The sequence below is a fragment of the Kribbella sp. WER1 genome (assembly GCF_054189145.1).
The window spans coordinates 4,218,460-4,238,483 of record NZ_CM135186.1 but is presented as its reverse complement, the minus strand read 5'-3'; the positions used below and the strand labels follow the sequence as shown (position 1 = coordinate 4,238,483).

The window sequence follows — 20,024 nt, the reverse complement described above, 5'->3', positions numbered from 1 at the left end:
CTCCGTTTGATTGTTGATCAAACGAATGAATACTGAAGGATCGACGATCGTTCTCAACTCGTCATCCACAGCCGCGCCGCGAGCGATTGGGCCTGAGCGGCCACTCGTCGTACCGTGTGAGGTGATGGTTGCACAGAGTAGGCAGGCGATCCGGTCCTGGGCGCTCTGGACCCTGACGGTCCCGGCGTTCCTGCTCGTCGTGCTCATCGACCTCGGCGCGATCGCGTACGGCGTGCACGCGTTCGCCGACCGCCCGAGCTGGCGCGGCCTGGACGTCGTGCTCGCGCTCACCGTCTCCGCGCTGATCGCGGTCGAGGGCGCGCGCCGGGTGGAGAGCCGTCGCCGCCGCGGCGGTGCCCTGCACAAGGACCTCGCCCCGGCGTGGATGATCGCCGCGGCCGTCGTCCTGCACCCGGCGCTGGCGATCCTGGTCGTCGTACTGCTCCGCATCTGGTGGCGGATCCGCGCCGGCAAGTGCATCCCGTATCGCTGGGCCTTCTCGACCGCGGTGTGTGTCCTCGCGGTCGGCGCCGCGCACGCCGTGTTCGTCTCGGCCCGGCAGCTGACCGGCGGCGGCGACCTCGGCCTGGTCATCTCGATGGCGGCCGGCGCGTTCGCGTACGTCGTCACCGACACCCTGCTGTGCGGCCTCGCGATCTCCTTGATCATCCCGGGCAGCAACCGCCGCGAGACGGTCGGCGGGCTCGACGACCTGTGCACCGACGCCACCGCGGCCACCCTCGGCTGCCTGCTCGCCGCGGCCTGCCTGGTGACGCCGTGGTTCGCGTTCGTCGCGATCCCGATCACGCTGACCGCCCAGCGTGCCCTGCTCCTCGGCCAGCTGGAGACCGAGGCGCAGACCGACCCGAAGACCAGCCTGTCCCGCGTCGACTGGTGGCGCCGCCGCACCGAGCAGATGCTCCGCACTTCGCGCAATCAGCACGAGCCGATGGCCGTCCTGCTGATCGACATCGACCACTTCAAGCACGTCAACGACCGCCACGGCCACCTCGTCGGCGACGAGGCGCTCCGGGCGGTCGCGACGATCCTGCGCAGCGCGATCCGCGCGAAGGACGTGATCGGCCGGTTCGGCGGCGAGGAGTTCGTGATCGCGCTCCCGGACACCGGGATCGACGAGGCCACCGTGACCGCGGACCGGCTCCGCAACGCGGTCGCGAACAGCCCGCTCGCCGCGATGTGCGCCGGCGTACTCGACGATCCGGACCTGGATCCGGACACGTTCCAGCTGACCGTCAGCATCGGCGTCGCGGTGTACCCGACCGACGGCTCGACCGTCGACGACCTGCTGCTGCGCGCCGACCGCGCCATGTATGCCGCCAAGGCCGCCGGCCGCAACCGGGTCCGGCTGGCCGCCGACACCGTCCCGCTGCACCATCTGACGCAATTCTCCGGACAGACAGAACCTTTGGCTCCTGCCCAGCGTCCTGTGAGATGAGGACGGCAGGACGGAGTGCGCATGGCGGCAACGGGGAGTCGTGACGACGACTTCACGGCATTCGTGCTGGCCAGATCCGCGCGGTTGGTGCACTTCGCGCGGATGCTCTGCGGCGACGCCGGCCTCGCGGAGGACCTGGTACAGACCGCGCTCGAGAAGGCGTACCTGCGCTGGGACCGGATCGAGATGGCAGACCCGTTCGGGTACGTCCGCCAGGCCGTCGTCAACCAGCACCTCTCGTGGCTCCGCCGCCGCCCGTGGCGAGAGCGCCCGAGCGGCGACGCGGCCGAACTCGACCTGTTCCTGGACGCGGAAACCGACCCGAGCGGCGGCGTCAACCGCCGGGTCGCGGTCCGGGCTGCCCTGGACGGCCTGAGCCGCCGAGAACGAGCAGTCGTCGTACTCCGCTACCTCGAAGACCTGACCGAACGCGAAACGGCCGCGGTCCTGGGGGTCGCCGTAGGAACCGTGAAGAGCGCCAACGCCCGCGCCCTGGACAAGCTCCGCACCGCCCCGGAGCTGAGCGGCGTAGGAGATCGCACATGAACTGGTGTACCGCGGCGCCGGGTCGGTGCGGGGAGAGCTCGCGGCTTGCTTTGCGCGGGTCGTGCGGCGGCGAGGAGTGGCGGTCGGTCGGGTTCTGTGTGTTGGGCGCCGTGTGCGGATTGGGGGTGTGGGGATGAAGGACGAGGACGAGATCCGGGATGCGCTGGCGCCGGACGGGGTGGCTGGGCCGCTTGATCCGGGGCGGGTGATCGCCGGGGCTCGGCGGCGACGGGTACGTGGACGGGTGATGACTGCCGCCGTGGCGTCGGTCGCGGTGGCCGGGGTGGTTGTCGTGGGTGGGGTGATCGGCGGGGGACGGCTGCGCGGCGAAGTACCGCAGCCGGCGGATCCACCATCGAGCGTGCCGGTCCGCCCGACCACGCCGACTGCCACCTACCCACCGCCGACCCCCGAGCCGACCGTCCCGCCGACGGAACCACCGTCGGTACGACCGACCGCGGTACCGACGCCCACGCGGATCAGTTCGCCCACCGACATACCCAGCCGAACCCCACCCCGCACGCCGCCCCCTAGCGCTGCGGTGACGCCCACCGGAGCGACCACCAACGCGCCGAGTACGACGACGCCCGGGCCACGCGGCGGCCGTACGCCGGCGCGGCACGCGACACCGACCACCCCGCCTACCCGATCGCCGAACTGAACCCCAGCAGAACCATCCGCCCACCCCACCGCGTCCTTCAGCCCGACCGAACATCAAAAGGTGCGGAGGGCAACAATGAACGGCACAGGCCGCAAACGCAGAACCACCCGAATCCTCCTGGGCGGCCTGGCCGTCGCAGCAGTCGCCGGCGTAGCAGTAGCCGGTACGGCGATAGCCCGCAGCAACAACACCGACACCACCGCCCAAACCCAAGGCGGTCCGGTGGCCACCCCGGTCGCCAAGACCCCAACCGACCAAAACACCCCCACCCGCCCAGCCCCCACCTGCTGGACACCTCCCACCGAGCCCCCCAGCCGCCGCCCCACCCCCGTGGCGACAACCCCGACCCGCGCCCGGGTCGCCACCCCACCACCGACCGTGTCCCCGACACGTGCCCGCCCCGCGACCCCGTCGCCGGCCGCCACCCCACCACGCGTCCGCGTCGCGACCCCGTCGCCGGCCGCAACCCCGACACGCGTGGCGACCCCGCCGCCGAGCGTGTCCCCCACGCGGCGCGCGGTACCCACTCCGGTGCCTCCGACCATGAGTCCCACCCGCCGCCCGGAGCCGACAATGCCCCCGAGCATGCGCCCGACCCCGCGCGACGCCGGCACCCCAAGCACCCGACCGGTGCCCTCAGCAACGGTCTCACCGCGCGCAGTCCCGCCCCGCCGGCCCGCCACGCCCACCGAGGCACCGAGCGCCGTACCGAGCGCCGTACCGAGCGCCGTACCGAGCGCCGTACCGAGCGCGGTACCGAGTTGCGAGCCCACCGCGACGCCAAGCGTCTCCCCGACAGATCCGCCCACCCGCACCCCCGGCCCGCGCCCAACCCCAACCGACGAGGCGACCCGCACCCCCGCCACGCGCCCGACCCCCACCGAACCGCCGACCCGCACCCCCGGTCCCCGCGCAACCCCGACCGAGCCCCCAACCGTCGCCCCGACCCGAGCCCCGCGTCCCGTCCCCACCCGCACCGCCGAACCGACCGACCCACCGACCGCGTCCCCGCGCGGCAAGTAACACCTTCCACACAACGGCCCCATACCCACGAAGGACGACCAGGCGTGCGGCCGTACGCCGGTCTCGGCTGACACCGGTCGATCCGCGAACTCGCTTGGCCCGGCGCCGTCGTACCCGCCGGCTCGTGGTGCGGTGCCGTCGTACCTGCGGGCTCGCTTGGCGCGGTGCCCGCCGGCGGCTGATGCGGTGTCGGCGTACCCGGTCGCTCGTGCTGCCGGGGCGGAAGCATCCGCGGAGCGGGTGGTTGCGGGTGGGGTAGCTCGGTGAGAGTCGGCTCGGCCTGCTGGAGGTCAGACGGGCGTGCGGCCGTACGTCGGGCTCGGGTGACTGCGGTCGATCCGTGGGCTCGCACTGTGTGCTGGCGTACCCGCCCTGCGCGTGGCGCGGCGTCGTCGTACCTGCCGGCTCGTGGTGCGAGGCCGCAGTACCCGCCGGCGCTTGGTGCGAGGCGGCGGTGCCCGTCGGCGGTTGGTGGGGTGTCGGTGTACGCGGTCGCTCGTGCTGCGGTGCGGAGGCACCTGCCGACGGGGTGGCTGCGGGTGGGGTAGTTCGGTGAGAGTCGGCTCGGCCTGCGGGGCAGGTGGGTGTGGGTCGTGCGACGGGTTCGGATGATTCGGGTCGCGGTGCGGGGCCCGTCGTGCCTGTCTGCTCGTGGTGCGGGCGGGCGGATCTGCATGCGGGTACGCCGGGTCGACGTACCCGCGGATTGTGTTGCTTTGGGCAAGTGGTGCGGCCGGAAGCTTGTTAGCAGTTGCCGAAGGTGCCGGCGTTTACCCAGGCTTTGGCTACGTACATTCCTGCGTTGACTCGGAGCCATACGTTGCTTGTGCCTTGGGAGCCGGTGACATTCTCGCCTGTTGTTTGGCATTCGACGGTTACCTGGGCTGATTTGCCGGCCATGCCGACTACCGCGCCCGTGGAGTTCGGGGCGTTGCGGATGTTCAGGTAGCCGGATGAGATGGACACCGTGCCGCGGCCGCCGTCGCCGGTCCAGAGGTAGGTGGCGTCCACCCAGCTGTTGTCGGTGAGTTTGAGGGCGTCCCAGAAGACGCCGTCGGCGAGGTCGATGCCGGCGGGGTTGGCGACGGTGCGGCCGAACTGGTCTTTGCCGCCGTTGTAGCCGTTCTGGTACGCGGCTTGGGCTTCCGGCTTGCCCTGGGCGAGGTCTTTCCACATTTCGCGGGTTGCGCCCGGGTTCCAGTAGTCGTCCTTGGTGTTCCACGGGCCGACGTCCCAGACGGGCTCGAACGCGCAGCGGGTCGCGGTGCAGACCTTGACCGTGTATGTGCCGGATCCGTTGCTGGACAGGCCGCGGCGGGACGGGAGGGCGACGAAGTGGTCGCGGCTCGCGATGACGTGGCCGTTGGCCGTCGTACCGCCGACCAGGCCTTCGCGGGTCGCGAAGACGTGGGACTTCAGCGGCGCGGCCTGGATCGTCATCCGCGGTGCGGCGGCCTTGTCGGTGGGTTGGACGGTGATGTCGCCGACCCACGGGCGGGCGCCGGTCGGCGGAGCGAGGACGATGATGCGGACCTGGACCTGGTCGCTGGCGCCGGGCAGTGCGGTCGGCGTACCGGACTTCGCGGCGGTCCATTCGGACCAGCGGTCGTTCAGACGTGCGCGTACGTCGACCTCGGCCGTGGTGCCGTCCGGCGTACCGGTGGTGTAGCCGACGACGACGACGGCGGACGTCGGCGTACCGAACCGGACCGGGGTCAACTCGGCCAGGCCCGAGCGCTGCTTGATCTCGGAGGCGCCGATGGACGCGGCCGCGTCGCCGAGGACGATCCGGTTGCCGTCGAGCTTCACGTTGCTCGAGTCAACTGGTTGGGCGGCGACGGCGACCGGTGAGGTCGGGGCCGCGGTGCTGGCCGGGGCCAGCGTAAAGGTCGCGGCAAGGATGGCCGCGGCAGCCGTCAGACAGGCTGCGGACGTGCTTCGACGGGTGATACGCATGGGCGGAACCTCCGGGGCGGTGAAGGTGTGTGCTCACCCAATGTGACTCATCAACGTCACTTGTGGCTAGCCCGTCAATAAATTTCTTCGAAGGAGTTGGTGACGAAACAGAACCCGATCGGTCGGTCACCGGGTTTGGACCGGTGTGACAGAGGCTGAGGCTGAGGAGATTCGATGACCCGGACCGCGGACGCCGACTTCGAGCGCTTCGTGCAGGCGCAGTCGACCCCCTTGCTCCGCTTCGCGGAGATGCTGTGCGGCGATCGGCACACCGCCGAGGACCTGGTGCAGCAAGCGTTGATGCGGTCCTACCCGAAATGGCACCGGCTGGAGGGCGACCCGTTGCGGTACGTCCGCCGGGTGCTGGTGAACCGCTTCCTCAGCCAGGCCCGCCGGCGCTGGAACAACGAAGTACCCAGTGATCCGGTGCTCAACGATTGGGACCAGCGAGCGGTGGCGGACTTCGCCGGGGCGGTCCAGACCAGGGAGACCGTGCTCTCGGCGCTCCAGGGTCTGACCGTCCGGGAGAGAGCCGTGGTCGCGCTGCGCTACTCGCAGGATCTCTCCGAGGCCGAGACCGCCGAGCTGCTCGGTATGGCACCCGGGACCGTGAAGAGCACGGCTTCCCGCGGGCTGGCCAAGTTGCGTCTGGCACCCGACCTGATCGACAGCGGAGTTGGAGGAAACTGATGAGTGACGAGCAGCAGGTACGCGACGCTCTCACGTACGAGATGGACCCGTGGCAGCCGAACGCCGCCGACCTGATGCGGCGCGGCAAGCGGCTCACCTGGCTGCGGCGCGGGCTGGCTGCGGCCGGTGTCACCGCGCTCGCCGGAACCGTTGCGACGGTGTCCGCGGCGGTGGGCGGACCGGCTCCGGTGAAGAACCTGCTGGCCGGGGGCGGTAAGCCGCCCGTGCCGGCGGTGGTGCCGACCGAGACGCCGAAGGTTCCGACGGTCGACCCGACCTGCCTGCCGCAGCCGCCGGAGAAGCCGCAGCTGCCGAAGGTGACGGTGTCGGTGAACAAGACGATCGACCCGAACACCCCGCCGTCGCTGCCGGCCAAGCCCAGCCTGCCGACCGCGAAGCCCAGCCTGCCGAACAAGCCGAGCCTGCCAACCGGCAAGCCGACCTTGCCGAGCAAGCCGTCCCTGCCCGGTAAGCCGACGCTGCCCGGTACGCCGACGCTGCCCGGTACGCCGAGCAAGCCGACCCTTCCCGGTACGCCGACGCTCCCGTCCAAGCCGACGCTGCCGTCGAAGCCGACTCTCCCGTCGACGCCGAGCCTGCCGTCGACCAAGCCGACGCTGCCGAACGTCCCGACAGCCAAGCCCACCTTGCCGACCAAGCCGTCGCTCCCGACCAAGCCGAGTCTGCCCGCGAAGCCGACGCTGCCGAACGCGAAGCCGACGGCCCAGCTCCCCGACTGCGTCCACGGCGTACCGACCGACAAGCCGAGTGTCCCCACGCCGACCGTGCCGGGTACGCCGACCGACAAGCCGTCGCTGCCGCCGAAGCCGTCCGCATCGGTCTCCGCGGGTGTCGAGGTGACCGTCGACCCGGGTACGCCGTCGGTCCCGGCGACCAAGCCGACCCTCCCGTCCGCGAAGCCCACGCTCCCCGGCAAGCCGAGCATCCCGGCTCCCACCGGCAAGCCGAGCTTGCCGACCCCGACCGGCGTCCCGACGTCGTTCCCTACCGGCCACCCCTCCATCGGCCGCTAGGGCTCCCCGCCACCGGCGAGTAGGCCAACCCTGCAGCCGCAAGGGGGTGTCCGCCCCCTACTCGCCGGTGGCACCATCCACGAGCTCGCGGGCCACGTCCAGGTGGCCTGCGTGTCGGGCGTATTCCTGGAGCACGTGAAACAGGATCCAGTTCAGCGTCGGCCGGTCGTCGGTCCCGAAACGGCCTCCGGCCGACGCGACCGCCGCGGGGTCCGCCCCGCTCACCACCTGCCGGGTGAACTCACCACCCGCATGCAGCTGCGCCAGCAGCCCGTCGAGCGTGTCGCCCGGCTCGAGCGTCCAGCGCCCGTCGGGGTCGTCGGCGGAGTCGCCCCACGGGTGCTCGACCTGCTCGGCGGTGAATCCCCAGCGCAGCCAGCGCCGCTCCATGAAGATCAGGTGCTTCAGCAGCTCCAACGGCGTCCAGCCCGACGGCAGCCGGCTGCTCCGCAGGTCGGCGTCGCTCAATCCGGTCAGCTTCGCCGCGATGATCCCGCGGTACCGGTCGAGGTACTCCAGATGCAGCTCGAGCGTGTCCGCGACGTCCCGGGCCGGCTTCACGACAGCGCCCGCAGGTACTCGGCGGTCGCGTCGTCGGCCGGGTAGAACGACTCGATCATCAGCTCCGACACCGTCACGTCGAGCGGTGTGCCGAACGTCGCGATCGTGGTCAGCAAGGACAACTCCTGTCCGTCGTGGGTGAGCCGGAACGGTACGACGACATCGGTCGGCCCCGGCGCGGCCGGCCGGTCGTGGGCGGCGTACTCGCGGAGCTCGTCGTACAGGTCCTCGAGCTCGGGATCCGCCGTACTCGCGACCTGCCGTTGCAGGCTTCCGAGCGCCGCCGCGCGGACGTCGGCGATGTTGCCGATCCGGCGGGCCAGGCCGTCCGGGTGCAGGGTCAGCCGGAGCGCGTTGACCGGTGCCTGCAGCAACTTCTCGTCGACGCCGGCGGTGAAGATCTCGATGCCGGCGTTCGCCTCGACGATGTTCCACCAGCGGTCGACGACGAGCGCCGGGTACGGTTCGTGGGCGCGCAGCAGCCGGCGCAGCGTCGTACGGATCGCGAGCATCGCCGGCGAGTGCAGCGAGGCCTCGCTGTAGATCGGCGCGAACCCGCCCGCGAGCAGCAGCTGGTTGCGGTCCCGCAGCGGTACGTCGAGGTGCTCGGCCAGCCGCAGCACCATGTCCCGGCTGGGCTTCGACCGCCCGGTCTCGACGAAGCTCACGTGCCGTGTGGACACGTCGACCCGGTTCGCCAGCTCGAGCTGACTGAGCCGCCGGCGCTCCCGCCAGCCGCGCAGAAGCTCACCCACCGGGCGCTGGAACGTCTCCTCGATCGTCGCTGCCATAGCTCTGACGTTATCGGGTCGCGTAGACAGTTCCATTACCTGTGACGTCATCGACGGTACGCCGTACCCGGCGGCAAGGTTCTGGTCATCACCGAACAACCGGAGGAGACACCATGAACGCCAAGGCCCTCGCCGACCAGTACTTCGCGCTGTGGAACGCCGCCGACGCCGACCGCCGGGCCGAGCTGATCGCGGCGAACTGGACCGCGGACGCGACCTTCCAGGACCCGAGCTTCGAGACCACCGGACCCGACGAGCTGAACAAGCTGGTCGGTGCGGCGCAGCAGATGTTCCCGGGGCTGAGCTTCGTGCGGATCGGCGACATCGACGAGCACCACAACTACCTGCGCTGGACCTGGCACCTGCAGGCCGAGGGCCAGGAACCGGTGGCGGGCGGTACCGACATCGTCATGCTGGACGCGGACGGCAGGATCCAGAAGCTGATCGGGTTCCACGACTTCGCGCCGGCGCACTGATACGCACACTGATACCGAGGGATGATCCCGGAGTAGCCGAACGGTTGATGTGATCCGTGTGATCTGCCGCATAAGTTGGCGGGCATGCGGAGATCGTTGACAGCGGCATCGATAGCAGGGGCCGTGGTGTTCGCCGTCGTACCGACAGGTACGGCGGCGGCCGCGGAATCCCTGTCCTGGAAGGAATGTAAGCCCGGTGCGGTGGAGCAGTGCGCGACGCTGACCGTGCCCCTCGACTGGTCGAAACCCGCCGGTCCGACCACGAAGGTCTTCGTCGCGAAGGTGCCGGCGAAGGACCAGAAACACAAGCTCGGCGCGCTGTTCTTCAACCCGGGCGGGCCGGGTGGAGCCGGCGGGTCGATCTTCGCGGCCGGGCTCGCGGACGCGGTGCTCCCGCAGTTCCGGGAGAAATACGACCTGGTCAGCTTCGACCCGCGGGGGACGGGGAGCAGCAGTCAGCTGGACTGCGGGCCGGTGCTGCGCCGCGGCGTCCCGGTGTTCCCGAAGACGAAGGCGCAGTACGACGCTTTGGTCGCGTCGAGCCGCGCGACCGGTGAGCAGTGCCTGAAGCAGCACGGCGACCTGATGCGGAACCTCGACACCGCGACCGTCGCGCACGACATGGACGCGATCCGCGCGGCGCTCGGGGAGCGGAAATTCAACTACATCGGGCTGTCCTACGGGTCGTACCTGGGCACGCTGTATGCGCAGCAGTTCCCGCAACGGGTCGGCCGGATGGTGCTCGACGGGATCGTCGACCACAAGCAGGACCCGACGAAGTTCATGCTCGACGAGGCGAAGGTGATGGAGGACGGCTTCAACCGTTTCGCCGCGTGGTGCACGAAGGAGACGAGCTGCGCGCTGCACGGGCAGGACGTCGGCGCGGTCTGGGACCGGACCGTCGCGAAGGCGGACAAGACCCCGCTGCCCAGCCCGAGAGGCCCGGTGAACGGCGACGTCATCCGGATGGCGCTGCCGAGTTTGTTGCCTTTGACATCAATGGTGTCGGACAACTGGCCGGCGCTCGCGACCGCGCTGGCGAAGGCGGTCAAGGGCGACGGCACCGACTTCGCGAACATCAGCTACGTCGGCGACCCCGAGTCGGCGTACGCCGCCGTGTCCTGCATGGATCTCCCGGGTGAGCTGCGCGGGTACGCCGATGCCCGGGCCCGGCTCGTGCTGGCGAAGGCGGTCGCGCCGCGGGTCGGCGCGGCAGTCGAGGGCTGGGCGATCACGGCTGCCTGTGCCGGCTGGCCGATCCCGCCGAGCAACCCGTGGCACGCGACGCCCGTGCACGGTACGCCGCCGATCCTGATCACGTCGACGCTGCACGACCCGTCCACGCCGCTCGTCAACGCACGCAGTCTGGCGCGGCAGGTCGACAACAGCCGGCTGCTGACGGCCGACACGTTCGGGCACACGGCGTACTTCAACTCGGCCTGTGCGCGGGACCGGATCACCGATTACCTGTTGGAGGGCAAACTGCCGACGCGGAACTGTTAATTCGGTGGCAGGCCTCGCGTGGTGGGCGCACGATGGAGCGCATGCTCACCACCGAGGAGCTGGAAATCTTCGAGCGGGACGGGATCGTCAAGATCCCGTCCGCGTTCTCCGCCGACGAGGCCGCCGGGATGCGCGACGTGCTGTGGCGCGAGCTCTCCGAGCGGCACGGGATGGATCGCGACGACCGGGCGACCTGGACGGTCCTGCGGCCGACCGGTCTCAAGACCACCAAGTTCGACCGCCGGGCGCACGCGATCCTGGGGCAGCGGGTGCGGTCCGCGCTGGACGGTCTGCTGGGCGAATGGCTCGAGCCGAAGCACCAGGGCCAGGTGCTGGTGACGATGCCGGAGGGCGTGCCGTGGGCTGTGCCGCACCGGCTATGGCATACCGACGTCGGATTCGACCAGCCGCTGAACGCGGTGAAGATCTGGGCGTTCTACGACGAGGTCGGACCGGGCGGCGGCGGTACGCCGCAGGTGGCCGGCTCGCACCGGGTATTCGAGCGGTTCCTGACCACGACCGACGAGCGGGACTTCAAGGAGGTCCGCGACCAGGTGCTGCGATCGGATCCGTGGTTCCGGAACCTGACGTCCGAGCAGCGGGCGGTCGATCCGATGGAGCCGGTCGAGCTCGACGGTCTGCCCGTGCGGGTGATCGAGCTGACCGGTCAGGCGGGTGACGTGTACCTGACGCATCCGTGGATCCTGCACTCGATCGCGCCGAACGCGGCCGACGTACCGCGGATGATGCGCAGCCGGTTCATCCACCGAGCGCAGTGACCAGCCGGGCGCAGCGCACCGGGTCCTCGGTCAGCCCGGCGGAGAGGCCCCACAGCCAGTAGTCGACGGTCCGCCAGATCACCCAGTCGCGAGCGCGGTCCCGATCGAGGCCCGCTTCCTGGACCGCGAGGTCGAAGTACCGGACGATGTTGTCCATCCTGTCGAGGTCGCACCACAGGACCCGGCCGAGGTCGTACTCGATGTCTCCGCGGAACAGGACCGGGTCGACGGTCAGCCACTCCTCCCGCTGCCCGGCGAGTACCTGAGCGGAGTGGAAGTCGCCGTTGACGGCCGCCGTGGAGCTGGTCGTGGTCGGCGCGACGTCGAGGGCTTCACGCAGGATCGCGGCGTCGAACGGGCGGCCGAGGCGTTCCCACTGCGGCTCCAGCTCCGCCGAATGAGTCGTGACGATGTCCGCGGTCGAGCGCGCGTCGTCGGGCGCGGGGACGGCGAGACGACGCATCAGCCGGCCGAGTACGGCGATGGTTTCGTCGACCGGGCGGGTCGTCAGCGGTGTGGACAACCGCTCCAGCAGCATCGCGCCGGCGTCGACGTCCGCGTCGTACAACTGGGCCATGCCCCGACCTGCCCACCACCGAAGCGCCCACACCTGCTCGGCGACCTCGTCACCCGGCGGCGACATCCGCAGCACGAACTCGTCCGCGCCACGGCCGACCGGCACCACCACCGCGTTCGACCCGTGTGCAACCGCTCCCACGACGCTCAGATCCCACGCGGAGCACTGCCGCTCCACCGCCGCCGGCAGCCCCCGCAACCACTCGGCCCCCTCGCTCCACCACCGAGGCATCGCCAGGAACGACTCCGGCAAACTAATCATCGCGTCAACTCTAGTGCAGGGCATTTCAGCTGATTTTGATCTGGCCTCCCCGGTGGACGGATCCGGGACCATGATGTGGGGATGGGCGGACAGGTCGAAGTGGAAGCGCAGTTCGACGCGCGTGGCTCCCGGCGGCTCGAGGCGGCGTACCTGACGCCGGACATGGTCGAGCAGCGGCGGGCGGTGCGGGCGGCGTTGGCGTTGCGGACGGGTGACCGGGTGCTGGACATCGGCGTCGGGCCGGGGCTGCTGGCGGCGGAGATGGCCGGCGAGGTCGGGCCGGACGGGCGGGTCTGCGGGATCGACATCAGCGACAGCATGCTGACGATCGCCCGCACCCGCGCGGCCGTCCCGGGCGGCCCCGAGATCGAGTTCACGCAGGCGTCGGTGGACCGCATCCCGTACCCGGCGGAGAGCTTCGACGTGGTGGTGTCCACGCAGGTCTTCGAGTACGTCGAGGACGTGGCCGCCGCGCTCCGCGAGGTACGCCGGGTGCTGCGGCCGGCGGGTCGCGTCGTACTCCTGGACACCGACTGGGACTCGATTGTGTGGCGGTCGAACGACGACGCGCGGATGGCGCGGGTGCTGGCCGCGTTCGACGACCACCTGGCGGATCCGCACCTGCCGCGGACGCTGGCCGACGTACTGGTGAAGACCGGATTCACGCCGACGCACCGGCAGGTGGTGCCGCTCCTGAACGCCGGGTACGACGAGCGCACGTTCAGCGACGGGCTGATCGACATGATCGCGGACTTCGTCCCCGGGCACGGCGGTGTCACGGCCGACGAGGCCCGCGCCTGGGCCGACGACCTGCGCGGACTCGGCGACGGCTACTTCTTCAGCCTGAACCGGTACCTGTTCGTCGCGTCGGCGCTCTGAGGCCGGACTCGGCGGGTGCATCCTGGGAGTGACACACCCGCCGCGCCGGTCGTTCTCCCGCCCCTCAGTGGGAGAACTCGCGGCTCGGTGAACACCACCCATGCCCGAATGGCAATGACCGAACCGCGGGACCACCTACTGGTACCCCAGATTCCGGCCCGACACACCTCCCGGCACGCTGGATCGTCGGAAAACTTCACATTCCCCAAACCTTGACGAGTCTCTGACCCGGCAACGGCCTACGCTGTACGCCGATTTCGCGGCACCGGGAGTCGGTGCGCGGGGGAGGATCCGCCATGCCGGAACTGTTCGACGACGAGCTGACCGAGGACCAGCTCGACGAGCTCGAGGCGCGCGGCGCGGCCGACGACGCCGACGTACTGCTCGGGCCCGGAGAAAAAGATGCCTGAGGCAAGGATCAGCTGGCGCGGGTTCACCATGAACAAGCGCACCGTGGCGATGGTCGAGGCCGCCGAGCGGCTGTACCACTCGAAGTTCGCGATCCTGCAGGGGTCGTACAACAAGGGCGGTGTCGAGGCGTCGGCCGGGACCCATGACGGCGGCGGCGCGGTCGACGTCGACGTACGGACGAAGAGCGCCGCGCAGCGGGTCGCCGTGGTGAAGGCGCTCCGCGAGGTCGGATTCGCCGCCTGGCTGCGGACGCCGGCGCAGGGCAACTGGCCGTACCACGTGCACGGGATCGCGGTCGGAGACAAGGACCTGTCCCGGGGCGCGGCCGTGCAGGTCGCGGAGTACCACCGGAAGCTGAACGGGCTGGCGAACCGCGGGAAGGACGACGGCCCGCCCGGGTACTACGGGATGACGTGGGAGCTGTACCTGAAGGCCCACCCGCCGAAGGAGCCGGTGCCGGACTCGACGATCTCGCTGGCAGCGATGGCGTACGCGCGCACCCACGACGCGATGACGGGGGTGTGGGGCGCGGACCGGGCCCGGGTGGTCGCGTGGGCGGCCCATCCGCGCGTCGGCGCGATCACGAAGGCGGAGACGGTCCCGGCGGCGGGTGTCCCGTGGCACCTGCACTTCCAGCGCGTCATCCGCAAGATCCAGCTGCACTTCAAGCTCGAGGTCACCGGCATCTTCAACACCCCCGTAGCCAACGAAATGAAGAAGTACGGCTACAAGATCGTCGCCTGACCAGCAACCTGAGACTCGCCTGAGCAGCTACCTCAGGTGAGAGACAAGGCCCCGCCCACTCATCTCTCTTCTTTTCTTTCCTTCCCTCAAACCAACGACAAGGCCCCACCGGTAGCAGCCGGTGGGGCCTTGGTGGTCCACTACCGCCCGGGCATCCCCGGTGCAGCTGTGGAGGTGGAGAGCGGAACCGACGCCGATGCAGGGGTCAAGACGTCAGCTCCGCTTGTCTGTGGAGTTATCTCGGATCCACCGCCCACACATGAGCGTGATGGAACTCGAGGTGCTGCTGCAGTGCGGCCGGAGAGCCGCCGGGGTTGCCGAGTCCGAGATGATTCATCGTCGGTACGACGACCGCCCGGACGTCCGAGCGTTTCACCTCGTCGAGCAGTGCGTGGAATGCCGCGGACTCGGCCGCGTCGCGTTCGGTGTAGACGGTACCGAGGGTGAATCCCTCGGCGCTGGCGAACGCGGCGAGCGAATCCGTCGCCGCAGCCAGCTCCTCCGCGCAGCTCAGCGCGTCGGCCCGTACGTACCCGAGCAACGTCGGCCGGGTGGTCATCGCTCGGCGTCCACCGCCACCGGCTCGCTCGTCACCCGGAGGGAGGCGAAGCGGCGCCGCATGGCTTCCTCGTACTGCACTGCCTGGTCCGCGTCGGCGGTGTGGTCCGCGATGGGGTGCGCGCCGAACCAGACCCGCACCCGACGGTGCGTTGCGGGGGCTTCGAGCGTCTCGGTCATCGCGGTTCCTTCGGCAGTCTCGGTCTCACCCCGGACGGCTTTGTCCGGCGTTGAGATAAAGAACACCAAACCTCCCGGCCCTTCGGAACACTTCGGTAGGGACCTTTACAGAGCCTTGACGCAGAGTAGGGAAACCTTCGAACGTGCAGGTCAACGCCGTCTCCGGAGCGTCACTGACCCCGCGGGAAACGGTGTCAAGAATGTTTGCAGCTATTTGCCAATAACGATTCGGAGACGCCCCGGGTTATTCGATGAGGGACGAAATCTATGACGTCCTGCTAACCCTTTGCGTGCGGCTGCTCACGGACCGGTAGTAAATGTGCGGGATGCCGCGGTACGACGGCCAGCGTCACGCCCGCGGCGCCGACCGCGAGTACCGCGAGCAGGTTGAGCGTCAGGTGCAGCCCGATCGCGAGCGTGATCGCCGGTGCGACGAGGCCGCCGAGCAGCAGCGCCAGCGAGTCCGCCGCGAAGAAGATCGCGCCGACGCTCGCCAGTACCTCCGACGGAGCCGCTCGCTGGATCGTCGTGCCCGCGGTGATCAGCAGGATGCTGCCGGGGAACCCGATCAGGACCGCCGCCGCGACGGCGATCGGGACACTCGGAGCGTTGAAGAGCGCGAAGTACGCCGCCGCGCTGGCGAGTTGGGTGACCGTCAGGAGTTCGCGGGTGTTGAGCAGCCGGGCGGCGCGGGTACTGAGGGTCGCGCCGATGAGGTACCCGGCGCCGAGGCCGGAGATCAGGTAGCCGACGACGTACCCGGGGGCGTGCAGACGGTCGACGGTGAACGGGACGAGGAGTGCGGTGAGGCCGGCGTTCGCGGTCAGGAAGACGGTCTGGCCGATCAGGATGCCGCGGAGCGCCCGGTGCCGGACGGTGGCGCGGAGACCTTCGAGCGGGCGCGGCGGTACGGCGGTGGTCGCGTGCCGTCGGGTACGGACCGTGGCGATCGCGGCGGCGGACAGCAGGTAGCTGACGATGTCGACGGCCAGGACGAACTCGATGCCCGGGCCGGCGAGGAGGAGCGCGCCGAGCGGTGGGGCGGCCAGGCGGAGGACGCTGCCGGTGACGGCGTTCAGTGCGTTCGCGGAAGCCAGTTCGTCGCCGGTGCCGACGACGGCCGGGAGCAGCGCGCGGGCGGCCGGGCGGAAGGCGGTGGTCGCGGTATTCTCGAGCAGGATCGCGAGATAGATCAGCCAGACGTGGTCGCGGTCCGCGAACAGGATCAGCGCGACGGTGGCGGCGCTCACCAGGTCGGCGATCCACATCGCGCGGGCGAGGTCCCAGCGGTCCAGGAGTATGCCGGCCCACGGACCGATGATCAGCGCGGGCAGCGCCTCGAGCGCCAGGGTCAGCCCGGTGGCGACGGTCGAGCCGGTGAGCGTGAAGACGTACACCGGGATCGCGACCACGAGCAGCCACGATCCGATGCCGGAGACGGCGCCGCTGAGCCAGAGCCGTCGGAAGTCTGGGTTCCTCACGGCTCGGGAATCTATCTTGAGAAGATAGACATCGGCAAGACTGTTTTGTGAGAATAGGCTGCATGGAGCTTGGCGACGTACTGCGGGATCGTCGGAAGGCGGCCGGCCGGACCATCGCGTCCGTGGCCGTCGACGCGGGGCTGTCGGTGCCCTACATCGCGAACCTGGAAAACGGCCGCGGCAACCCGACCGTCGCCGCGCTCGACCGCCTCGCCACGGCCCTGGGTGCCCGCCTCGAGGTCCGGATCGGGGACGAGACCCCCGAACCGGCTGCCTCCGCCGCAAGCGAGCTGCTCGCCGAGTCGCCTCGAGCCGACAAGGTCCTGGCCGCCCTCGCCGAGGGCCGCTCGCGCGCCGCCGTCCGCCGCGATCTGATCACGACGCTCGACGCCCTCCAGTCCGTCCTCGGCCGCCCACCCGACCCCGCAGACCTCAACCGCCTCCTGGACCTGCTCCAACTATCTGACTGACGTGCGGGTGGGCGTCGCGTAGGGTCCGCGGCATGGAGATCGGGGCGCGGATCGCGCGGGCGCAGGTGGAGGGACTGGGGCGGTCGCGACGGCAGATCGTCGCCGGGCCGCTGGCGGGGATGCTGCACGACCGGGACGACTGGTACCTCTCGACGATGGTCGCGGCCGAACCCGGCCGGCCGTACGGCGCGGACGACCTCCCGTGGGCGCTCGAGACGATCCGCCAGGCGTTCGCCGCCGAGGACCGCTGGCTCAGCGCCGAACTCGTCGAGGAAGCGAGCCCGGGCCTCGCCGAAGCGCTCGCCGCCCACGGCATGACGATCGTGTCCCGGCTGCCGCTCCTCGTCGCCGAACCCGCCGACCTGCTCATCCCGGACCTCCCGGACGGCGTCACGGTGCGCGTCGTCGAATCCGAGGCCGACCAGAAGATCGCCGACGCGGTGTCGTCGGAGGCGTACGAGATGCCCGAGTCCGGCTTCGCGTTCAAGCCCGACCCCGTCGACGGCGGAGCGGTCCTCGTGTACGCCGACGACGTACCGGTCGCGACCGCCGCGTGGACCGCGGTCGCGGACGCCGTGTCCGAGGTCGCCGGAGTCGGCACGATCCACAGCCACCGACGCCGCGGGTACGGCGGTATCGCAACGGCGTACGCGACCGTGAAGGCCTTCGAACTCGGCGGCGCCACCCTGGCCTGGCTGACCCCGGGCGACGACGGCGCGGACCGGGTGTACCGCCGGCTCGGCTACGCGCCCAAGGCAACGGCCGTACACCTCGGCGACCCGGGCGGCCACCTCGCCGACCTGCGTTGACCCCGCCCGATGCAACGCCGCGGCCACCTCGGCTCGTATCGAGGGGGACAAGCGGAGAGCGGGAGGACGACGGGTGGACAGGGACCAGGAGTACGTCGAGTTCGTCGCAGCGGCCGGCGGTGCGTTACGCCGTACAGCCTTCCTGGTGTGCGGGGACTGGCATCGGGCCGACGACGTCGTACAGGAATCGCTGGTCAAGCTCTACCGGTCGTGGACGAAGGTGGACCGGCACGGTAATCCGCTGGCGTACGCGCGGCGGATCGTCGTCAACACGGCCTTGGACAGCGGCCGGCGCTCCTGGCGCCGGGAAGTGCCGACCGCTGACCTGCCGACCGACCGGGTCCGGCCGGGCGATCACGCCGACCTCGCCGGCGATCAGGCCGCGCGTGACGAGCTGCTGACCGCGCTCGGCGCGCTCGCGCCCCGGCAGCGCGCCTGCGTCGTGCTCCGGTACTACGAGGACCTGTCGGTCGAGCAGGCCGCCGCGATCCTCGGGTGCTCGGAGGGCACGGTGCGCAGCCAGTCGGCCCGCGGCCTCGAAACTCTCCGGAACGCCATCGATCGGGCTCGGCAGATCGGCCAGGCCCGATGAAGGAGAACGAGATGGACGACCTCGGCGCCGAACTCCGGCGACTGGCGAACACCGACCCATTGGACCCGATCGACGGGCACGACCTGCTGGCCCGCGGCCGGCGCAGCCGTCGCCGGCGCAGATTGCTGTCCGCCGGCGGCGGCATCGCGGGCGTCGCGGTGGTCGCCGTCGCGGCGAGCCTGCTGCCGCACGCCGGTACGACGACATCGAAGCAGCCGGCGGTGAGCGGTCCGACCAAGTCGGCCCCGGACTTCACCGCCGTCCCTGGGATCCCACGCGGCGAGGCGGGAGCCGGCATGGAGCTCTCGTACGCGGAGGCGAACCGGCTGTGTTCGCTGCGCTATCCGAAGTACCCGCGGCCCGTCGACAAGCAGGTCGTGTACCGGACCGGGATGACCGTGATGCGGCAGCGGAAGAACGGCGACCCCGTCGTCGCGGGCTTCTGCACGATCCCCGGTGGTGACCGGCCGTCCGCGGCGCTCGTGGCCGCTGCGCAGAAGGACCCGATGCCGGCGACGGAGGCCGGGCAACTGCGCAACTGTTCGGTGCAGTTCTGGACCGACCTCACCAAGTGGAAGGTCGTCGCCCGCGAGACCGCGCCGAGGGCGGGAGCGAACCTGGTCGCCCTGTCGCCGTCGGGCCGGCTGGCGGTGCAGTGTGGGCTGTCACCGAAGAGAGATCCCGCGGCGCCGCTCGGATCCGGGCTGGGGATCTACAAGATCGCGACGCGTGGCCGGGATCCGCTCGACCGGGACTTCCTGATGTCCGGCGGGGAGCTGTGCGCGACCATCAGGCCGTGCCCTGGGTGGGCCTATCTGCGCAGCGGCCGGGTGGCGTCGAACATCGCCCGGATCCGGATCGAGCCGGTGGCCGGTGGCAAGCACGACGTCACGGTCACGGACGGCTGGTACGCGGTGGCCTGGCTGAACGGGGATCGGCAGGGGCGACCGGACGCGAAGCTGACCGCGTACGACAAGAGCGGGAAGGTGCTCAAGGTCGTCGCTCCCTAAGGCTGCAGGATCCGGGTCAGTGTGGTGTGGAGCGTCTTGTAGGCGGTCCGGGCGGTGAGGCGTCCGGCGGCGACCGAGTCGCCGGCCGCGTGGCCGAGTGAGATCAGCGTGCTGACCAGCCAGTGCACCGGCAGTTCGCGGGTGATCTCGCCCTCACGCTGACCGCGGCGGATCAGGCTCTCAAGCCGTTCCGTCACCGGGTCGTGCCGCGCGTCCGGGCCGCTGGTCTGCGGTACGTGCAGTAGCAGCGGGTGCCGCTCGAACATCCGCCAGGCCAGGTCGATCAGCCCGAGCGCGTTCCCGAACGCCGATCCGTGGTCGAGGTCCAGGTCGTCGATCGCGCGCAGCGTCTCCGCGGTGAGCTCGTCGAGGACGGCGTTCAGCAGCGCGTCGCGGGACGGGAAGTGCGCGTACACGGTCTGCCGGGTGACGTGCGCGGCCTCGGCGATCCGTTCCAGGCTGGCGTCCGGGTGCTCGTCGAGCAGCTCGAGCGCCGCGGCCAGGATCGCCGTACGGCTGCGGTCGGCGTCCGCGCGGCGGCGGCGTACCGGCTTGTTCTCTGACACCTTGTCAAGG

Annotated in this window: 23 protein-coding genes; 14 read left to right on the top strand and 9 right to left on the bottom strand. The window is 70.5% G+C overall.

The window, feature by feature from the left end; all coding sequences use genetic code 11:
• Positions 1-124 precede the first annotated feature (124 nt).
• The 3 genes from ACXJJ3_RS20380 to ACXJJ3_RS20370 all read left to right on the top strand — a co-directional run bounded on the left by ACXJJ3_RS20380 (position 125) and on the right by ACXJJ3_RS20370 (position 2,663).
• Positions 125-1,456, top strand: a complete 1,332-nt coding sequence (locus ACXJJ3_RS20380; RefSeq protein ID WP_458171790.1) for a diguanylate cyclase — start codon at positions 125-127, stop codon at positions 1,454-1,456.
• Between the two features lie 21 nt (positions 1,457-1,477).
• Positions 1,478-2,002: a SigE family RNA polymerase sigma factor gene (locus ACXJJ3_RS20375; RefSeq protein ID WP_458171789.1), complete on the top strand. Its 525-nt coding sequence runs from the start codon at positions 1,478-1,480 to the stop codon at positions 2,000-2,002.
• Between the two features lie 133 nt (positions 2,003-2,135).
• Positions 2,136-2,663, top strand: coding sequence for a hypothetical protein (locus ACXJJ3_RS20370; protein WP_458171788.1), 528 nt, complete (start codon positions 2,136-2,138; stop codon positions 2,661-2,663).
• 53 nt (positions 2,664-2,716) lie between these two features.
• Here the strand turns inward: ACXJJ3_RS20370 and ACXJJ3_RS20365 are convergent, their stop codons facing one another.
• Positions 2,717-3,436, bottom strand: coding sequence for a hypothetical protein (locus ACXJJ3_RS20365; RefSeq protein ID WP_458171787.1), 720 nt, complete (start codon positions 3,434-3,436; stop codon positions 2,717-2,719).
• A 994-nt stretch (positions 3,437-4,430) separates the two neighbouring features.
• Positions 4,431-5,642, bottom strand: a complete 1,212-nt coding sequence (locus ACXJJ3_RS20360; protein ID WP_458171785.1) for a hypothetical protein — start codon at positions 5,640-5,642, stop codon at positions 4,431-4,433.
• A 174-nt stretch (positions 5,643-5,816) separates the two neighbouring features.
• Between ACXJJ3_RS20360 and ACXJJ3_RS20355 the strand changes: the two genes are divergently transcribed.
• Both ACXJJ3_RS20355 and ACXJJ3_RS20350 read left to right on the top strand, forming a co-directional pair.
• Positions 5,817-6,332: a SigE family RNA polymerase sigma factor gene (locus ACXJJ3_RS20355; protein ID WP_458171784.1), complete on the top strand. Its 516-nt coding sequence runs from the start codon at positions 5,817-5,819 to the stop codon at positions 6,330-6,332.
• Entirely contained in the window at positions 6,332-7,366 is a 1,035-nt protein-coding gene (locus ACXJJ3_RS20350) for a hypothetical protein (RefSeq protein ID WP_458171783.1), read from the top strand. The genes ACXJJ3_RS20355 and ACXJJ3_RS20350 overlap by 1 nt, the downstream gene beginning before the upstream one ends.
• 57 nt (positions 7,367-7,423) lie before the next feature.
• Here the strand turns inward: ACXJJ3_RS20350 and ACXJJ3_RS20345 are convergent, their stop codons facing one another.
• Both ACXJJ3_RS20345 and ACXJJ3_RS20340 read right to left on the bottom strand, forming a co-directional pair.
• Positions 7,424-7,927 (bottom strand): DinB family protein, encoded by a 504-nt coding sequence (locus ACXJJ3_RS20345; protein ID WP_458171782.1) that lies wholly within the window; start codon positions 7,925-7,927, stop codon positions 7,424-7,426.
• Entirely contained in the window at positions 7,924-8,718 is a 795-nt protein-coding gene (locus tag ACXJJ3_RS20340) for a helix-turn-helix domain-containing protein (protein WP_458171781.1), read from the bottom strand. The genes ACXJJ3_RS20345 and ACXJJ3_RS20340 overlap by 4 nt, the downstream gene beginning before the upstream one ends.
• 113 nt (positions 8,719-8,831) lie before the next feature.
• Here ACXJJ3_RS20340 and ACXJJ3_RS20335 point away from each other — a divergent pair, with 113 nt between their 5' ends.
• The 3 genes from ACXJJ3_RS20335 (at position 8,832) to ACXJJ3_RS20325 (ending at position 11,476) form a co-directional block, all read left to right on the top strand.
• Positions 8,832-9,194, top strand: coding sequence for a nuclear transport factor 2 family protein (locus ACXJJ3_RS20335; protein ID WP_458171780.1), 363 nt, complete (start codon positions 8,832-8,834; stop codon positions 9,192-9,194).
• Positions 9,195-9,278: 84 nt separating this feature from the next.
• Complete coding sequence (locus ACXJJ3_RS20330) at positions 9,279-10,697, top strand: alpha/beta hydrolase (RefSeq protein WP_458171779.1); 1,419 nt, start codon at positions 9,279-9,281, stop codon at positions 10,695-10,697.
• 41 nt (positions 10,698-10,738) lie between these two features.
• Positions 10,739-11,476 (top strand): phytanoyl-CoA dioxygenase family protein, encoded by a 738-nt coding sequence (locus ACXJJ3_RS20325; RefSeq protein ID WP_458171778.1) that lies wholly within the window; start codon positions 10,739-10,741, stop codon positions 11,474-11,476.
• Here ACXJJ3_RS20325 and ACXJJ3_RS20320 read toward each other — a convergent pair.
• Positions 11,457-12,314, bottom strand: coding sequence for an aminoglycoside phosphotransferase family protein (locus tag ACXJJ3_RS20320; RefSeq protein WP_458171777.1), 858 nt, complete (start codon positions 12,312-12,314; stop codon positions 11,457-11,459). The genes ACXJJ3_RS20325 and ACXJJ3_RS20320 overlap by 20 nt on opposite strands.
• Positions 12,315-12,395: 81 nt before the next feature.
• On the opposite strand from ACXJJ3_RS20320, the gene ACXJJ3_RS20315 reads away from it, so the two are divergent.
• A complete protein-coding gene (locus ACXJJ3_RS20315) occupies positions 12,396-13,193 on the top strand; it encodes a methyltransferase domain-containing protein (protein ID WP_458171776.1) in 798 nt (265 codons plus the stop codon).
• A 402-nt stretch (positions 13,194-13,595) separates the two neighbouring features.
• The gene (locus ACXJJ3_RS20310) at positions 13,596-14,348 is read left to right on the top strand and encodes a hypothetical protein (protein ID WP_458171775.1); all 753 of its coding nucleotides are present in this window, start codon (positions 13,596-13,598) and stop codon (positions 14,346-14,348) included.
• A 235-nt stretch (positions 14,349-14,583) separates the two neighbouring features.
• Here the strand turns inward: ACXJJ3_RS20310 and ACXJJ3_RS20305 are convergent, their stop codons facing one another.
• The 3 genes from ACXJJ3_RS20305 to ACXJJ3_RS20295 form a co-directional block, all read right to left on the bottom strand.
• On the bottom strand, positions 14,584-14,907 hold the full coding sequence (locus ACXJJ3_RS20305) for a hypothetical protein (protein WP_344189234.1): 324 nt from the start codon (positions 14,905-14,907) through the stop codon (positions 14,584-14,586).
• Positions 14,904-15,086, bottom strand: coding sequence for a hypothetical protein (locus ACXJJ3_RS20300; protein WP_458171774.1), 183 nt, complete (start codon positions 15,084-15,086; stop codon positions 14,904-14,906). Before ACXJJ3_RS20300 ends, ACXJJ3_RS20305 begins: the two co-directional genes overlap by 4 nt.
• A gap of 278 nt (positions 15,087-15,364) precedes the next feature.
• Entirely contained in the window at positions 15,365-16,567 is a 1,203-nt protein-coding gene (locus ACXJJ3_RS20295) for an MFS transporter (RefSeq protein WP_458171773.1), read from the bottom strand.
• Positions 16,568-16,629: 62 nt separating this feature from the next.
• Between ACXJJ3_RS20295 and ACXJJ3_RS20290 the strand changes: the two genes are divergently transcribed.
• The 4 genes from ACXJJ3_RS20290 to ACXJJ3_RS20275 all read left to right on the top strand — a co-directional run bounded on the left by ACXJJ3_RS20290 (position 16,630) and on the right by ACXJJ3_RS20275 (position 19,448).
• Positions 16,630-17,037, top strand: a complete 408-nt coding sequence (locus ACXJJ3_RS20290; protein WP_458171772.1) for a helix-turn-helix domain-containing protein — start codon at positions 16,630-16,632, stop codon at positions 17,035-17,037.
• Between the two features lie 32 nt (positions 17,038-17,069).
• Entirely contained in the window at positions 17,070-17,846 is a 777-nt protein-coding gene (locus tag ACXJJ3_RS20285) for a GNAT family N-acetyltransferase (protein WP_458171771.1), read from the top strand.
• Between the two features lie 73 nt (positions 17,847-17,919).
• Positions 17,920-18,438 (top strand): SigE family RNA polymerase sigma factor, encoded by a 519-nt coding sequence (locus tag ACXJJ3_RS20280; RefSeq protein ID WP_458171770.1) that lies wholly within the window; start codon positions 17,920-17,922, stop codon positions 18,436-18,438.
• Between the two features lie 11 nt (positions 18,439-18,449).
• Positions 18,450-19,448, top strand: coding sequence for a hypothetical protein (locus ACXJJ3_RS20275; protein ID WP_458171769.1), 999 nt, complete (start codon positions 18,450-18,452; stop codon positions 19,446-19,448).
• Here the strand turns inward: ACXJJ3_RS20275 and ACXJJ3_RS20270 are convergent.
• Positions 19,445-20,014, bottom strand: a complete 570-nt coding sequence (locus ACXJJ3_RS20270) for a TetR/AcrR family transcriptional regulator (RefSeq protein ID WP_458171768.1) — start codon at positions 20,012-20,014, stop codon at positions 19,445-19,447. The two genes, ACXJJ3_RS20275 and ACXJJ3_RS20270, sit on opposite strands and share 4 nt — an antisense overlap.
• Positions 20,015-20,024: the final 10 nt, after the last annotated feature.

Excerpts from the sequence above, each read along its gene's own strand:
- ACXJJ3_RS20380 (WP_458171790.1), top strand. The coding sequence starts at position 125 with ATGGTTGCACAGAGTAGGCAGGCGATCCGGTCCTGGGCGCTCTGGACC.
- ACXJJ3_RS20375 (WP_458171789.1), top strand. The coding sequence starts at position 1,478 with ATGGCGGCAACGGGGAGTCGTGACGACGACTTCACGGCATTCGTGCTG.
- ACXJJ3_RS20370 (WP_458171788.1), top strand. The coding sequence starts at position 2,136 with ATGAAGGACGAGGACGAGATCCGGGATGCGCTGGCGCCGGACGGGGTG.
- ACXJJ3_RS20360 (WP_458171785.1), bottom strand. The coding sequence starts at position 5,642 with ATGCGTATCACCCGTCGAAGCACGTCCGCAGCCTGTCTGACGGCTGCC.
- ACXJJ3_RS20355 (WP_458171784.1), top strand. The coding sequence starts at position 5,817 with ATGACCCGGACCGCGGACGCCGACTTCGAGCGCTTCGTGCAGGCGCAG.
- ACXJJ3_RS20350 (WP_458171783.1), top strand. The coding sequence starts at position 6,332 with ATGAGTGACGAGCAGCAGGTACGCGACGCTCTCACGTACGAGATGGAC.
- ACXJJ3_RS20340 (WP_458171781.1), bottom strand. The coding sequence starts at position 8,718 with ATGGCAGCGACGATCGAGGAGACGTTCCAGCGCCCGGTGGGTGAGCTT.
- ACXJJ3_RS20335 (WP_458171780.1), top strand. The coding sequence starts at position 8,832 with ATGAACGCCAAGGCCCTCGCCGACCAGTACTTCGCGCTGTGGAACGCC.
- ACXJJ3_RS20330 (WP_458171779.1), top strand. The coding sequence starts at position 9,279 with ATGCGGAGATCGTTGACAGCGGCATCGATAGCAGGGGCCGTGGTGTTC.
- ACXJJ3_RS20325 (WP_458171778.1), top strand. The coding sequence starts at position 10,739 with ATGCTCACCACCGAGGAGCTGGAAATCTTCGAGCGGGACGGGATCGTC.
- ACXJJ3_RS20320 (WP_458171777.1), bottom strand. The coding sequence starts at position 12,314 with ATGATTAGTTTGCCGGAGTCGTTCCTGGCGATGCCTCGGTGGTGGAGC.
- ACXJJ3_RS20315 (WP_458171776.1), top strand. The coding sequence starts at position 12,396 with ATGGGCGGACAGGTCGAAGTGGAAGCGCAGTTCGACGCGCGTGGCTCC.
- ACXJJ3_RS20310 (WP_458171775.1), top strand. The coding sequence starts at position 13,596 with ATGCCTGAGGCAAGGATCAGCTGGCGCGGGTTCACCATGAACAAGCGC.
- ACXJJ3_RS20305 (WP_344189234.1), bottom strand. The coding sequence starts at position 14,907 with ATGACCACCCGGCCGACGTTGCTCGGGTACGTACGGGCCGACGCGCTG.
- ACXJJ3_RS20300 (WP_458171774.1), bottom strand. The coding sequence starts at position 15,086 with ATGACCGAGACGCTCGAAGCCCCCGCAACGCACCGTCGGGTGCGGGTC.
- ACXJJ3_RS20290 (WP_458171772.1), top strand. The coding sequence starts at position 16,630 with ATGGAGCTTGGCGACGTACTGCGGGATCGTCGGAAGGCGGCCGGCCGG.
- ACXJJ3_RS20285 (WP_458171771.1), top strand. The coding sequence starts at position 17,070 with ATGGAGATCGGGGCGCGGATCGCGCGGGCGCAGGTGGAGGGACTGGGG.
- ACXJJ3_RS20275 (WP_458171769.1), top strand. The coding sequence starts at position 18,450 with ATGGACGACCTCGGCGCCGAACTCCGGCGACTGGCGAACACCGACCCA.